General features: G+C 60.5%; 11 protein-coding genes. 7 read left to right on the top strand and 4 right to left on the bottom strand.

From position 1 onward, the window contains the following. Window positions 1–26: 26 nt before the first annotated feature. A complete protein-coding gene (locus M5J09_RS07780) occupies window positions 27–1,355 on the top strand; it encodes an amidohydrolase family protein (RefSeq protein WP_257157487.1) in 1,329 nt (442 codons plus the stop codon). A 29-nt stretch (window positions 1,356–1,384) separates the two neighbouring features. Here M5J09_RS07780 and M5J09_RS07775 read toward each other — a convergent pair whose 3' ends face one another. From M5J09_RS07775 to M5J09_RS07765, 3 genes are read right to left on the bottom strand one after another with little or no spacing between them, the layout of a single operon-like run. Beyond that, window positions 1,385–2,173: an ABC transporter ATP-binding protein gene (locus tag M5J09_RS07775; protein WP_042532889.1), complete on the bottom strand. Its 789-nt coding sequence runs from the start codon at window positions 2,171–2,173 to the stop codon at window positions 1,385–1,387. Window positions 2,174–2,176: 3 nt separating this feature from the next. After that, window positions 2,177–3,034, bottom strand: a complete 858-nt coding sequence (locus M5J09_RS07770; RefSeq protein ID WP_257157486.1) for an ABC transporter permease — start codon at window positions 3,032–3,034, stop codon at window positions 2,177–2,179. Further along, entirely contained in the window at window positions 3,031–4,014 is a 984-nt protein-coding gene (locus M5J09_RS07765) for an ABC transporter substrate-binding protein (protein WP_257157485.1), read from the bottom strand. Before M5J09_RS07765 ends, M5J09_RS07770 begins: the two co-directional genes overlap by 4 nt. Before the next feature lie 436 nt (window positions 4,015–4,450). On the opposite strand from M5J09_RS07765, the gene M5J09_RS07760 reads away from it, so the two are divergent. The 6 genes from M5J09_RS07760 to trpA are packed head-to-tail and all read left to right on the top strand — an operon-like array spanning window position 4,451 to window position 11,051. Then, complete coding sequence (locus tag M5J09_RS07760) at window positions 4,451–5,950, top strand: anthranilate synthase component 1 (RefSeq protein WP_257157484.1); 1,500 nt, start codon at window positions 4,451–4,453, stop codon at window positions 5,948–5,950. Further along, on the top strand, window positions 5,947–6,591 hold the full coding sequence (locus tag M5J09_RS07755) for an anthranilate synthase component II (protein WP_257157483.1): 645 nt from the start codon (window positions 5,947–5,949) through the stop codon (window positions 6,589–6,591). The genes M5J09_RS07760 and M5J09_RS07755 overlap by 4 nt, the downstream gene beginning before the upstream one ends. Next, complete coding sequence (trpD, locus tag M5J09_RS07750; RefSeq protein WP_257157482.1) at window positions 6,591–7,628, top strand: anthranilate phosphoribosyltransferase; 1,038 nt, start codon at window positions 6,591–6,593, stop codon at window positions 7,626–7,628. Before M5J09_RS07755 ends, trpD begins: the two co-directional genes overlap by 1 nt. Further along, complete coding sequence (trpCF, locus tag M5J09_RS07745; RefSeq protein WP_257157481.1) at window positions 7,606–8,988, top strand: bifunctional indole-3-glycerol-phosphate synthase TrpC/phosphoribosylanthranilate isomerase TrpF; 1,383 nt, start codon at window positions 7,606–7,608, stop codon at window positions 8,986–8,988. Before trpD ends, trpCF begins: the two co-directional genes overlap by 23 nt. 21 nt (window positions 8,989–9,009) lie before the next feature. Then, entirely contained in the window at window positions 9,010–10,224 is a 1,215-nt protein-coding gene (trpB, locus tag M5J09_RS07740) for a tryptophan synthase subunit beta (protein ID WP_257157480.1), read from the top strand. Further along, window positions 10,224–11,051, top strand: a complete 828-nt coding sequence (trpA, locus tag M5J09_RS07735; RefSeq protein WP_257157479.1) for a tryptophan synthase subunit alpha — start codon at window positions 10,224–10,226, stop codon at window positions 11,049–11,051. The genes trpB and trpA overlap by 1 nt, the downstream gene beginning before the upstream one ends. Window positions 11,052–11,244: 193 nt before the next feature. Here trpA and M5J09_RS07730 read toward each other — a convergent pair whose 3' ends face one another. Next, the gene (locus tag M5J09_RS07730) at window positions 11,245–12,480 is read right to left on the bottom strand and encodes a dicarboxylate/amino acid:cation symporter (protein WP_070536912.1); all 1,236 of its coding nucleotides are present in this window, start codon (window positions 12,478–12,480) and stop codon (window positions 11,245–11,247) included. Window positions 12,481–12,490: the final 10 nt, after the last annotated feature.

Here is a 12,490-nt window from a genome sequence, read left to right as displayed (position 1 = left end):
AGCACGGTTCGCTTTAGACTAACCACATGACCAGCCCACGTACCGCCTTCATCCTGGAATCCTGTGCCATCGTCACCGGCGACGCCGCCGGTACCGTCCTTGAGAACCACTCCATAGGCGTCGACAAGCACGGCACCATTGGTTATGTCGGGCCAGCCGACGCGGCCCCTCATCTCCCGGGTGCGCGCCGCATCAACCTCCACGGCAAGTTCGTCCTGCCCGGACTCATCAACGCACACGCCCACCTGTTCTCCGACGGCAAGCCGCTTCACCCGGCGCTGACCTCCGAGCGCGGCGGGGCCATTGCCGCCACAGTCTTCAACACTCTTCCCGGTCGCGCGCTCATGCGCAAGCGCACCAAGGCGAACATTCTCACCCAGCTCAACTCCGGTGTCACCGGGCTACGCAGTCTGGGGGATCCCGGTTACGAGGTCGTGGAAGCCCGCGAAGCCATTGAGGCAGGGGAGTACGTTGGTCCCCGAATCCTGGCTTCCGGCCCACTCCTCGCAGCCACCGGCGGGCACGGTGTACCGCAGATTGCGCTGGTCAATGATTCCCCATGGGAAGGACGCCGCAATGTTCGCCACAACCTTCGCAATGGGGCCACGTGCATCAAGATTGCGGCAACGGGCGGCGTAACAGACGCGCGCTCCCTCGGGGAGGCGGGACGTCCGCAGCTCACTGAAGAGGAAATGGCAGCCATATGCGATGAAGCCCACGAGGCTGGGGTCATCGTCGCCGCGCATGCGCAAGGCGAAGTAGGAGTGACGGCAGCGTTAAAGGCCGGGGTCGACACCATCGAGCATGGCTGCCCGCTTACCCCAGAGATGGTGGAGCTCTTCAAGAACAACCCGCGCTCCCTACGCGGATACTCCGCACTCGTGCCCACCCTTATCCCCGCACTTCCACTGGCGAGGCTAGACACGGAAGTGACCAAGGTCAATGACGTGGTGAAGCAGAACGGCATCGCCATCTTTGAAGGCATGCTCGATGGTCTCCGCACGGCCTTGGCTGAGGGCGTGGTCATCGGTACGGGAACTGACTCTGCCTGCACGTACGTGACGCACTACAGCTTGTGGCGCGAGTTGGACTATCTCGTGCGCTTTGGAGGCATGACCCCCGCTCAGGCGCTCCAGGCAGCAACACAGACCAACGCCGAAATCCTCGGCTGGGGAGAAATCACGGGAAGGGTAGAGGAAGGTTTCGCAGCCGACCTCGTCGTCGTGGACGCCAACCCTCTCGAGTCCTTCCGCAACCTCAGCGCTCCCCATATGGTCATCGCGCGCGGCCACCTCATCGAAGAACCGGCCTTCGAGACGCTCGACGAACTCGATGCCGTCCTTGACGGGATTTGATCCGTCTGTGTTTCACGTGAAACACAGACTCACTGAAGGAGCGTCCTATCGGAGGATGCGCCCTTAATCTTGGCGAACTCCGCCATGAGATCCTCCACCGTCAGCTGAGCTTTCTGCTCTGCATCTGCGGAGAAGATGATCTGGCCTTCATGCATCATGATGAGGCGATTGCCCACCTGAAGCGCTTGGGCCATGTTGTGCGTGACCATGAGTGTGGTCAGCTTGCCCTGCTCCACAATCCGCTTCGTCAGGTTCGTCACAAGCTCGGCGCGCTGCGGGTCAAGCGCTGCGGTGTGCTCATCAAGCAGCATGACATCCGGGTGAGTGAACCCCGCCATAAGGAGCGACAGCGCTTGGCGCTGACCGCCGGAGAGCAGGCCTACTTTGGTGCCGAGGCGCTTTTCCAAGCCGAGCTCTAGGGACTCCAGCTCGTCGATAAAGACCTTTCGGCGCGCCGAATTAAGCCCCAACCCCAGCCCGCGACTTTTTCCGCGAAGGTACGCCAGCGATAAGTTCTCCTCAATGGTGAGGTTCGGTGCAGTACCAGCCATCGGGTCCTGGAACACGCGCCCCACTTTGCGAGCACGTTTGTGCTCCGACTGTGTAGTGACGTCTTTCCCGTGAATCCGAATCCTTCCTGAATCTGGGATGAGCCGGCCCGAGATGGAATTCAGCAAGGTGGATTTTCCCGCACCGTTAGAACCGATGACGGTGATGAAGTCACCGGGGGAGAGGTGAAGGGAGACGTCGCGAAGCGCCCGGCGCTCATTGGCAGTGCCCGGGAAGAAGGTCTTCGAAATCGAATCAATGCTGAGCATGGCCTAGGCCCTCCTTCGAGTGCGAACCCGCGTCAAGCGCGGTGCCACAAGCGCGACGATGACGAGCAGCGCGGTGATGAGCTTCATGTCGTTCGGGTTAAGCCCCACCTGGAGCGCCACGAAAATGATGAGACGGTAGACCACGGAGCCGAGCGCCACCGCAACAACCGCCAGCCAGAGGCGGGACTGGGGGAGCACCGCCTGCCCCAGGATCACCGAGGCGAGCCCGACCAAGATGAGACCGATGCCCATGGAGATGTCCGCGAAACCTTGGTACTGAGCGATGAGCGCGCCGCACAGGCCGACGAGGCCATTCGATAGCGCGAGGGTGAGTATCTTCGTGAAATCCGTGGAGACGCCGAAGGAGGTGATCATCTGCTTATTATCGCCCGTCGCACGCAGCGAGAGGCCCAGGTCTGTGGACAGGAACCACACGATAATCAGACACAGTGCGAGCGCTCCCGCAGCGAGCAGACCGACTCCAGCCCACGTGCCCATCATCGAATCCAGGGGAGTGAACACCGAGTCCTGCGACAGTAGCGGGACGTTGGCACTTCCCATGATCCGTAGGTTGATTGACCACAGGCCAATCATGGTGAGGATTCCCGCAAGCAGTCCGTCGATACGGCCCTTTGTGTGAAGTAAACCAGTGACGCAACCGGCGATGAAGCCGGTGCAGAAGCCAGCAAGCGAGGCCACAAAGGGATTCACACCAGTAGTAATAAGAATGCTGGCAGTCGCGGCGCCTGTGGTGAAGGAGCCATCAACGGTCAGGTCGGGAAAGTCAAGGACGCGGAACGTCAAGTAAACGCCCACGGCCATGACGGCGTAGAGAAGCCCGAGCTCAAGCGCACCAATCACAGCGTCTCAGCCTTGTCCAGAATCTCCTGTGGCACCTCGATACCCTGCGCCTTTACAGCATCCTCATTGATGACGTAGGTGTAATCGGACGCGGTCTCCACGGCGGTCTCGGCCGGGTCGGCACCGTCTTGAAGGATGCGCAGCGCCATCTCGCCGGTTTGGCGGCCCAACTCCTTATAGTCGATACCGATTGTGGCGGCAGCACCGCCTTCGACCGCACCGGAGTCCGCAGCGATGACTGGGATGGTCTTGTCATTCGCCACCTTGATCAGCGAGGAGATACCGGAGACCACCATGTTGTCCGTCGGAACATAAATTGCATCAACGTCGCCCAGCGCCTCCACCGCCTGCGGAATCTCGGTCACAGAGGTGACGGTCTGAGACTGTACGCCCATCCCCTGTGATTTAGCGGCTTCCGTAAGCTGGTCTACCTGGACCTTGGAGTTCACTTCGGCAGAGGAGTAGACCACACCTACGGTTTTCGCGTCGGGGACCAGCTGGCTCATGAGCTTGACTTGTTCTTCGATGGGAGCCGCATCGGACGTACCGGTGACGTTTGCACCTGGCTTGTCCACGGATTCGACAAGCTCCGCTTCAACAGGGTCCGTGACTGCGGTGAAGAGGAGGGGTTTGTCCTTGATGGACTTGCTCATGGCCTGGCCTGCCGGAGTGGCGATTGCCAGGTAGAGGTCATGGTTGGCGTTTGCCATCTGCTGGGAGATGGACACCGCAGTACCCTGCTCACCGTTGGCATTCTGGATATCCCAGTCCACGTCCACGCCGGCGTCCTCGAACGCGGCCTGGAAACCCTCGGCCGCAGCATCCAGGGACGGGTGCTGGACCAGCTGGTTGATGCCGATGGAGTAGGAGTTCCCACCTCCCGAATCGCCGCCGGCGCTTTCCGACGATGACGAGCAGCCCACCAGGGCAGCCGCCCCCAGGGCCAAGGAGGAGAGAACAGTGGCGGTCTTCTTAAACATGGCAATCCTTAAGCTAGATAATCAACGGCTGTGGTGACCGTTATTAAAGTCGCTCCACAGGGCCTTAAGCAGCAGTTTTGTAAATTTTCTTGGCCTGCGGGGGTAACGCACGAAACCCCAAAGCTGTCATTCGACAGAAACAGAGTCGTGCATCACAACCCTCAACTGCATGTTTGCTACATCACTCTGATGTTGAGTCGTTTTCGCGGAGGACGATTCTCGGGGGTACCCATGTTTCATTTACCTGTACGGCAGAAGGTATCGGTGTTAGAGTCGATGCTGTGAAGAACACTTTTAACCTTTGGTGGTGGCGCGCGTAACCCGCGGGCCCTTTTCTTCTCCCCAATTTTTAAGGCCCGCAGCTGCGGGCTTTTCGGCGTTTTGCTCTTTTGCGAAGCTCGCGGCAGCACTCACTATCGTTAAAGAAAGACACAGGATGCCGTATACAGCCCAACGTGAGGTCAGGTACATACCCGACGCCAGCGCGCTCTTTTATGCTCTCGCCACTCCGCAGGATTCCCTGCTTTTAGAGTCCGCCGACATTGAGACCAAGAAGAACCTCACCTGCATCGCCATTACGAAGGCAGCACTCAAGGTCGTGTGCCGCGGCCAGGAGGTCACCGCAACGGCCTTAACACCAGCCGGTCACTTGCTCTTAGATGAACTTCGTCAGGATTTTTGCTCCAAGATGAGGCAGAACGGTGACGTCAGCGCCACCTTTAGCTTCGAACTCTCCACCGAGCACGATGAGCGCGCCCGCCTCCGCGCCACCTCGACCGCAGATATCTTGCGCACGCTGCAGTTTAGCCAGCTCTATTCCGGCGAGTCACTTCCATTCCTCGGTGGAGGATTCGCCTTCGACTACGTCGACACCTTCGAGACACTCCCACCGGTGCCAGACGGACCGAATGAATACCCTGATTATGAATTTCTCGTAGCCGAGCACGTCCTCACGGTGGACCACCTGACTCAGAGGGCAAGGATTGAGGGGTGGGGCGTCGACAAGCACGCGCTCGAAGAGGAGCTCGACCTGGCCGCCGTCACCGTACCTGGTACTCCAGAGGCCCCCGCACCGCGAGAGAGCATAAGCGCACGCGCCTCCATCGACGACGCCACCTTCCGCAGCCACGTTGAGCGGCTCCAGGGCAACGTCCACGCGGGCGATATCTACCAGGTTCAACCCTCACGCGCCTTTAGTATTGACTGCCCTGATGCTTTCGCTGCCTACCGCACGCTACGTGAGACCAATCCTTCTCCGTACATGTTCTACGTGCGTGGCGCCGATCACGAGCTCTTCGGCGCCTCTCCGGAATCGAACCTCAAATACACCGCCTCGGACCGGCAGGTTCAGCTCTATCCCGTTGCCGGTACGCGGCCGCGCGGCGCCACGCACGAGCTCGATATCCGCAATGAGCTGGAAATGCGGACCGATGCCAAGGAGGTTGCCGAGCACATCATGCTCGTGGACCTCGCCCGCAATGACCTCGCCCGCGTCGCCGTTCCCGGCACTCGCCACGTCGCTGACCTACTCCAAGTCGACCGTTACTCGCGTGTTATGCACCTGGTCTCCCGCGTCGTGGCCACGCTGCACGAGGATTTCGACGCCCTCGACGCCTACCGTGCGTGCATGAACATGGGCACGCTGACCGGTGCGCCGAAGCTGCGCGCCATGGAGCTCATCCGGGAGACCGAACAGACTCGCCGCGGTTCCTTCGGCGGCGCCATTGGCTACCTGCGCGGCGACGGCTCGATGGATAACTGCATCGTCATCCGTTCCGCCTACGTCAAGGATGGCACCGCCATCGTCCAAGCAGGTGCCGGCGTCGTCCGCGATTCAATTCCCCAATCCGAAGCCGATGAAACGGTGCACAAGGCCTACGCGGTGCTCAGCGCCATCGCCCAGGCACAGAGTGCATCCCTGGAGGTCATCCGATGAACCCGCACGTTGTCCTCATTGATAACCACGATTCCTTTGTCTACAACCTCGTCGATGCCCTCGCCGGCTACAACACCACCGTCTTCCGTAACTCGGTCCCGGTGGAGAAGGTGCTCGCTGCGAAGCCCGACATCATCATTCTCTCGCCCGGCCCAGGTCACCCCAGGGACGCGGGATCGATGATGCCGCTTATCGACGCCTCCCTCGGCCGCATCCCCATCCTCGGGATCTGCCTTGGTTTCCAGGCACTCCTCGATCATTTCGGTGGGACCGTCGAGCCGTGCGGCCCGGTTCACGGATCGTCCGTTCCCATGACCCTGACCGAGGCCGGGGCACGGCACCCGATCTTTCAAGGCCTCACCACCGATTCGGAGCCGGACAACCCAGACTATGTCGGCCGTTTCGTTCCGGTTGCCCGCTACCACTCCTTGGGGTGCGCGAACATTCCGGACGAGATGCGCAGCCTGGCTTCAACCGAGACAGACATCGGCCCCGTCACCATGGCGGCCGAGACTCTCGACGGTAAAGCCATCGGCCTCCAGTTCCACCCGGAGTCACTCCTGACACCAACGGGCCCCATCATGATCGAACGCTGCATTGAACAACTATCCGCTATCCCCACTATGGAGGCAGATAACTAATGACCACCAAGGCTCCACTCACAACACTCCAGAACTTCCTCGATATTGAAGAGCCGACTCTCGAGCAAGCGATCGAGGTCTTCACTCCCTTGACGGTGGGGGAGTACGACGACATCCACATCGCCGCGCTCCTGACCCACATCCGCACTCGCGGCGAAACCTTCGCCGATGTAGCCGGCGCCGCCCGCGCCTTCCTGCGCGCAGGGCGCCCCTTCCCGGTCACCGGCGCGGGCCTCATGGATACCGCCGGAACCGGCGGCGACGGCGCCAACACCATCAACGTCACCACCGGCGCCTCCCTCGTCGCCTCTGCGGGCGGAGTGAAGATGGTCAAGCACGGCAACCGTTCCGTGTCTTCGAAGTCAGGCTCCGCCGACGTTCTCGAAGCCCTCGGCATTCCGCTCGATCTCGATCCAGAACGTGCTGTCCGCCAGCTCGAGGCTTCCAACTTCACGTTCCTTTTCGCCCCGGCCTACAACCCGGCGGTTGCTCACGTGCAACCGGTGCGCAAAGGCCTGGGCATCTCCACCATCTTCAATACCCTCGGCCCGTTATTGAGCCCCGGCCGGCCCGAGTTCCAGATTATGGGAATCGCCAACCCGGCTCAGGGCCAGCTCATCGCGGAGGTATTCAAGGATCTCGGCCGAACCCGCGCGCTCGTCGTCCACGGCGCCGGTACCGATGAAATCGCTGTGCACGGCACCACCCAGGTATGGGAGCTGCGCGATGGCTCCATTGAACACTACGAACTGACCCCGGAGGAGCTCGGCATTTCCCGCCACGAACTCGCCGATCTCGCCGGTGGTGACGGCCAGGAGAACGCTCAGGCGCTTCGCGCGGTCTTTGCCGGCACCGGCAAACCCGCCCACCACGACGCCATCGCCGCCACCGCGGGTGCAATGTTCTACCTCAACGGAACCACCAACACCATCGCCGATGGCGTGGCCCATGCAGCCCAGCTCATCACGGACGGCTCCGTCGCCGCCTGGCTCACGAAGCACGAGGAGGCTGATTATGGCTCTGCCGACCGTGCTTGAGGGGATCGTCGCCAAGCGCCGCACCCATCTCCCCGCCATCCGGGAACGTGTGGCCCACGTGGATCTGGAGGCACTCCCTCGGTCCGAGCGTTCCTTCTTCGATGCCCTTAACGGCACCAACCGCTTCATCATGGAGTGTAAGTCAGCATCGCCTTCGCTCGGCCTCATCCGCGACCACTATGAACCCGGCGCCATTGCGCGCGTCTATTCCCGCTATGCTTCGGCGATTTCGGTTCTTTGCGAGCCGGAACGTTTCGGCGGCGACTACGACCACCTACAAACCGTGGCACTCTCCACGCACCTCCCGGTGCTGTGCAAGGACTTCATCATCGATCCGATTCAGGTTTATGCCGCACGCTATTTCGGCGCCGATGCAATCCTGCTCATGATGTCCATCGTTGATGATGAGACCTACTCCGAACTCAAGCAGCTTGCCGATTCCCTCGGCCTCGACGTCCTCACCGAGGCCATCACCGAAGAGGAGGTCGCCCGCGCAACAGCCTTTGGCGTCGACGTCATCGGAATCAACAACCGCAATCTGCACGACCTAACAATCGATCTGGACCGCACCGCCCAACTCGCCCCCCACATTCCTGCGGGAAAGGTCATCGTCTCCGAGTCCGGCATCCGCGATAACCACACCGTTCGTCAGCTCGGCGCTCACGCCAATGCGTTCCTCGTTGGTTCGCAGCTGACCGGAACCCCGGACATTGACCGTGCTTGCCGTGAACTAGTTTTCGGCACCAACAAAGTCTGCGGTCTCACCACGTGGTCCGCTGCCCAGGCCGCCCGCGCTGCAGGCGCCGTCTACGGGGGCCTCATCTTCGAGGAGGCTTCTCCACGCACTGTTTCACGTGAAACCGCACAGGACATCATCGCTCACGAGCCGGACCTGAGTTACGTCGCGGTCTCTCGGCGGACAACCGGCTGGGACGAGCTCGCCTTCGAAGGCGTCGACGCTCTCCAGATTCACGCGCCTTACCAAGGTAGTACGGAAGATGAGTTTGATCTCATCGCGTCTGTCCGAGCAGCAGCGGGGGAGCGTCAGGTCTGGCGCGCTATCGATATGACCGCGCCACACGGTCCTTCACTCGCCACCGCGCTTGCCGACGCCGCCGACATGCTCATCCTTGACTCCGGCCCCGGCGGAACGGGAACCTCCTTCGACTGGTCAACCGTACCCGCCGCCGTTAAGGACAAGACACTACTCGCCGGCGGACTCAACCTGTCCAACCTCACCGACGCACTCCGCGTGGGCACCCTCGGCCTAGACCTCAACTCCGGCGTCGAAAACAACGGCCGCAAGGACACTGGACTCATTGCCCGCACCTTCGACACCATTCGTCACTTTACGTATTAAGCCCCAACCCAAAGGACCACCATGACCACTCCATCCGAAACCCGGGAAACGCTCCTTCCGGCCTACTTTGGCGAGTTCGGCGGACAATTCGTCCCCGAATCGCTCATCCCGGCCCTCGACCAACTTGAGCAAGCTTTCGTCGATGCTCAGAATGATCCCTCATTCCGCGCGGAACTGGCCGGCTACCTCCGTGATTACCTTGGCCGCCCAACTCCGCTCACTGAGGCCACCAAGCTCGGCGGCAAGGCACGCATCTTCCTCAAGCGCGAGGACCTCGTCCACGGCGGCGCTCACAAAACCAACCAGGTAATCGGGCAGGCCCTCCTGGCTAAGCGCATGGGCAAGACCCGCATCATCGCCGAGACCGGAGCTGGCCAGCACGGAACCGCAACCGCCCTCGCGTGTGCCCTCCTCGACCTTGAATGCGTTATCTACATGGGCGCCAAGGACGTCGCTAGGCAGCAGCCCAACGTCTACCGCATGGAGCTTATGGGCGCAAAGGTCATACCCGTTGATTCCGGATCAGGCACACTCAAGGACGCCGTCAACGAAGCCCTCCGCGATTGGACCGCCACCTTCCATGAGTCGCACTACCTCCTCGGCACTGCTGCCGGTCCGCACCCGTTCCCCACAATTGTGCGTGAGTTCCACAAGGTGATTTCTGAAGAAGCCAAGGCACAAATCATTGAGCGCACGGGCGGGCTTCCCGACGTCGTCGTCGCCTGCGTCGGCGGTGGCTCCAACGCTATCGGAATGTTCGCCGACTTCATCGATGACGAGTCCGTCGAACTCATCGGTGCCGAGCCAGGGGGAGAGGGCCTCAACTCCGGGCACCACGGCGCCACAATCAACAACGGAACCATCGGCATCCTCCACGGCGCGCGCTCCTATCTCATGCGCAATGCCGATGGACAGGTCGAGGAATCCTATTCCATTTCCGCCGGCTTGGACTACCCGGGCGTCGGACCACAGCACGCATACCTCTCCCAGACAGGCCGTGCCACATATGTCGGCATTACCGACGCCGAAGCACTCGAGGCCTTCCAGCTACTCAGCCGCCGCGAGGGCATCATCCCCGCCCTCGAGTCTTCCCACGCCTTGGCCTACGCGCTCAAGCGCAAGGAAGAAGACATCACTATCCTCGTCTCCCTTTCTGGTCGCGGCGACAAGGACATCGACCACGTCCGCCGCACCCTCGAGGAACACCCCGAATTCAAGCTCCCGGAGGAGAACTAATGAGCCGTTACGAGACACTCTTTTCAACACTCGCCGCCCGTAACGAAGGTGCCTTTGTCCCCTTCATCATGCTCAGCGATCCCGACCCGGACACGGCACTGGCTATTGTCCGCGCCGCGGTCGCCGGCGGTGCTGATGCCCTCGAACTGGGTGTGCCGTTTTCCGATCCCGTTGCCGACGGCCCGACGATCCAGGCCTCTCACATCCGAGCGCTCGCCGGGGGCGCCACCGTCGACTCCGCCATTGCGCAGATCCGCCAGATTCGTTCCGAGTTCCCAGATCTTCCCATCGGCATGCTCATCTACGGCAACGTTCCCTTCACTCGGGGGCTTGAGACCTTCTACTCAGAGTTCCATGACGCAGGCGCCGATAGCATCTTGCTTCCCGACGTCCCCGTGCGCGAAGGTGCCCCATTCGTCGCCGCCGCTGAGAAGGCCGGTATCGATCCCATCTTCATCGCTCCGGCCCAAGCCTCGGAGCAGACCCTCGCCGGGGTGGCCAAGTACTCCAAGGGCTACATTTACGCCATCTCACGTGATGGCGTCACCGGCACCGAGAAGGAATCAGAAACGCGTGGGCTCGACGACGTTGTGAGCAACGTCAAGCGTTTCGGCGGTGCACCGATCCTCCTCGGTTTCGGTATTTCGACCCCTCAGCACGTAGCGGATGCCATCGCCGCCGGTGCCGCCGGCGCCATCACCGGCTCGGCACTCACCAAAATTGTCGACGCCCACCTCGACGAGAACAACAAGCCCACCCCGGAGCTTGCTGATGCCGTCACCTCCTTCGTTGCTGACATGAAGGCCGCGACGAAGCACCCCAGCTAAACCACCCCAGCTGAACCACCACGGCCACCGTCCGCCCCACAACGTCGATGCCGGAGCAAGCGAACCAGACGCCTGAGCTATCGCCCAACCCTCATCAGCACAAACTGCTCCCCACTAGTTGGACTGAGTAATCAGTTGCTTACTAGTGGGGAGCAGTTCAGAAGGGAAGGGCGGAAGAAAGTTTCACGTGAAACTAGGAGTTGGTGAGCTCCTCGTTCACAGCCGCTTTATCGGCTTCGGCCTCAATGCCTTGAATTTTATCGCGGGCAAAGCGGTCAACAATCATCGCGATTGCACCATCGCCGGTGACGTTCGCAGCGGTACCCACAGAGTCGATAGCGATGTAAGCCGCAATCATCAGAGCGACCATCGAATCATCAAAGCCCATATTGGATTGCAGGAGACCAACGGCCACCATAACCGCTCCACCCGGTACGCCAGGGGCAGCAATCATCATGATGCCCAAGAGCAGGATGAAACTCAGTGCCTTGCCAAGGTTGCCCTCCATACCCGGAGTCATGAACACAATCGCGAAGGCGTAGAGCGTCAGCTTCATCATCGAACCGGAGAGGTGGATAGTCGCACACAACGGGATGACAAAACCGGCAACGGGCTTGGAAATACCGTTCTTAAGCGCGGAGTCAAGAGACACAGGAATAGTAGCCGCGGACGAAGAGGTACCCAGCGCCGTGAAATACGCCGGAGCCATGTTTTTTAACGCAGTGAAGGGGTTCTTACCAGCTATCGCACCGGCCACCACGTACTGGAAAACCAGGTAGACGAGCGTCATGACGACGGAAAGCAGAAGCACCTTCGCGAAGGCGACCATTACCGCGCCAATGTTGCCATTCATACCCAGAGTGAGGAAGATGCCGAAAATGTAGATAGGCAGCAGCGGGATGACAAAACCCCAGATGACCTTGATGACGATGGCCTCGAACTCTTTGGACAGGGTGTAGAGGTTGTCAGACTTTACAGTCGTCATAGCAACGCCAACACAGAAGGAGAGGAGTAGCGCCGTCATGACCTCAAATGGTGCCGGCATGAGAACCTCGAAGTAGGGTTCAAGGGCACCTTCATCGATGTCGGATACATCGGTATTGAGAGTTTGCCCCTTGAGCATGACCGGGTAGAGAAGCTGGGTCAGAGCATACGCAATAAGGCCAGAAATGATGGTGGAACCGTAAGCAATGCCCGCAGTGATGCCGAGCCACTTTCCAGCACCACGGCCCAGTCCAGCGATAGCTGGGGCGACGAGGGCAAAGATAAGAACTGGGATGAAGAAGCCGAGGAAGTTAGAGAACAGCCCGTTGAAAGTTGCAAAGGTTCTACCGAACCATTCGGGCGCAAACCGGCTTACGATAATGCCCAAGATAATCGCCACGATAATCTTGAACAACAGAGAGTTGATAACGCTCTTGAGTTTCATGATTGAGTCT

Source organism: Corynebacterium sp. BF-R-2 (genome assembly GCF_024586525.1).
Taxonomy (GTDB): Bacteria; Actinomycetota; Actinomycetes; order Mycobacteriales; family Mycobacteriaceae; genus Corynebacterium; species Corynebacterium singulare.
This window is presented reverse-complemented; position numbering and strand designations above follow the sequence as displayed.

Coding starts and splice junctions, on each gene's coding strand:
- M5J09_RS07780 (WP_257157487.1), top strand. CDS start 27: ATGACCAGCCCACGTACCGCCTTCATCCTGGAATCCTGTGCCATCGTC.
- M5J09_RS07775 (WP_042532889.1), bottom strand. CDS start 2,173: ATGCTCAGCATTGATTCGATTTCGAAGACCTTCTTCCCGGGCACTGCC.
- M5J09_RS07765 (WP_257157485.1), bottom strand. CDS start 4,014: ATGTTTAAGAAGACCGCCACTGTTCTCTCCTCCTTGGCCCTGGGGGCG.
- M5J09_RS07760 (WP_257157484.1), top strand. CDS start 4,451: ATGCCGTATACAGCCCAACGTGAGGTCAGGTACATACCCGACGCCAGC.
- M5J09_RS07755 (WP_257157483.1), top strand. CDS start 5,947: ATGAACCCGCACGTTGTCCTCATTGATAACCACGATTCCTTTGTCTAC.
- trpD (WP_257157482.1), top strand. CDS start 6,591: ATGACCACCAAGGCTCCACTCACAACACTCCAGAACTTCCTCGATATT.
- trpCF (WP_257157481.1), top strand. CDS start 7,606: ATGGCTCTGCCGACCGTGCTTGAGGGGATCGTCGCCAAGCGCCGCACC.
- trpB (WP_257157480.1), top strand. CDS start 9,010: ATGACCACTCCATCCGAAACCCGGGAAACGCTCCTTCCGGCCTACTTT.
- trpA (WP_257157479.1), top strand. CDS start 10,224: ATGAGCCGTTACGAGACACTCTTTTCAACACTCGCCGCCCGTAACGAA.
- M5J09_RS07730 (WP_070536912.1), bottom strand. CDS start 12,480: ATGAAACTCAAGAGCGTTATCAACTCTCTGTTGTTCAAGATTATCGTG.